Below are 1,814 nucleotides of genomic sequence, written 5' to 3' on the forward strand. Positions count from 1 at the left end.
ATTGTGCATCGTTATTACAAAAACCATGTAAGAGATATAATACTGGATATTTTTTAGAATAGTCATGATGAGGTTTTTCACCACTCATTCCCATAGATTCTGGAATTGTAACTGATGGTAGAATCACATCAATATCAACTGTTCTCATTAATGTATAAGATATTACGTTACACTGTATTTTAGCCATTTTACTTCTCCTTTTATGTGCTTACTTCTAATTAGTACTATGCGTTTTCTTGTTCTTGTCTTAATGCATTCTTATCATCAATTAGGAAGAATGGTAAATACATTAAGAAATCAATACCTAAAGCAAGGAACCAGATTACTAATAGAGGTAACCCACCCTGGAAAAATGCAGTAACAAATCCAGGTGTTACCCATGGCATTGAAATAGTTGGGTTGACTGAAATTGGAATAAATTTCAATAATCCTAATACAAGAAATCCTTTTACAGGGGCTGAGAATATCATTGGAATTAGATAAATAGGATTTAACATAATTGGGAAGCCAAAAATTGCTGGTTCGTTAATATTAAATAAGTTTGCAGGTGCAACTAATTTTCTCATAGTTTTGTACTTCTCTGATTTACCAAAGAATGAAGCAATACATAATCCTAAAGTATTTCCAGCTCCACCAATCTGAATACATGAAGCAAGAATTGCAAATGTTAAGTAAGGTAATGCTTGATTTGATAAGAATGCTTCCTGATTAGCTAATCCAACAATTGTTAAGATAGGCATATAAGGCATTAGGATTGCATTTGGATGAACACCAAAGAACCAGATTAGGTTCATTAATGTAAAAATAGCAATAAGTGAAATAGGATTTGCACCAAAGGCAGATACTGGTTTACCAACCAAAGTACTAATAAGAGTAAATAAATTGCCATATGGTGTAAATGTACAAGCATATTTAACTGCAAATACTGATGTGATTAGGATCATTGCTACAAAAGTAGGTGCTAATGACTGAGAAACCATTGGTGGTACAGAATCAGGAAGTTTTAATTTCAAGTTCTTTTTCATTAAAAAACAATAAAAAGCAGGAATAACTAAACCTAAAATGATTGCTAAGAAAATACCATCGCTTCCTAAATAACTAGTCGCAATTGTTGAAACTGCAGCACCTGCTTTATTTGTAAAAGTCTGAACAGGAATTAAAATAATAAATGCTGCCATAGACATAACAGCTCCAATTGCTCCATTTTCTCCTTCATTCTTAGTAAAAGCATATCCAATAGCTCCTACTACATAAATAGCTAATAAAGATAAAGTTAAAGAAACAACTTCTAATGCAGTCGCATATATTCCAATACTCTGTAAAAATTGTGTCCATGCAGGAATTGGTAAGTTTGCTAAAACTGCAATTGCTGCTACACCTAATGTAATAGGCATAGTATACATAAATCCTTCTGTTAAAGCTTTAATATAACGGCTGTTTGCTACAGCAGTGGCAAAAGGTCCAACTACTTTTTCTAGACCTCTTTGAAATTTGTCAAAAAAGTTCATGTTTAATCCTCCATATTTGATGTAATCATAAAGCTGCGCATATCTTTATACTTACTTTTTAGTACAGATTCAGTATATCAATGTAAACACTTACACAATGTCGTATTTTTCATATTTTTATGTTGATAAATAAATAACTTAAACTTTTCTTGCATCATAAAAAAGCTGAAATAAAATGAGTCTTTCATTTCATCTCAGCTTACTTCTATTCCCAATCAAATTCATCTATTTCTTTCTTAATATCCATTGAAACTGATGAATCATCTTTAAGTTCCTTCATGAGTTCTACAAACATTTCTCTCTTTG

Annotated in this window: 1 protein-coding gene and 1 pseudogene; both read right to left on the bottom strand. The window is 31.5% G+C overall.

The features are described 5' to 3' along the window. Nucleotides 1-187 (bottom strand): annotated as a pseudogene (locus ACT8VG_RS10810) (alpha/beta hydrolase); the annotation flags it as partial. A 37-nt stretch (nucleotides 188-224) separates the two neighbouring features. Further along, nucleotides 225-1,508, bottom strand: coding sequence for a PTS sugar transporter subunit IIC (locus ACT8VG_RS10815; protein WP_444195877.1), 1,284 nt, complete (start codon nucleotides 1,506-1,508; stop codon nucleotides 225-227). Nucleotides 1,509-1,814: the final 306 nt, after the last annotated feature.

This window comes from Catenibacterium sp. (assembly GCF_052354645.1).
GTDB classification, from domain to species: domain Bacteria; phylum Bacillota_I; class Bacilli_A; order Erysipelotrichales; family Coprobacillaceae; genus Catenibacterium; species Catenibacterium mitsuoka_A.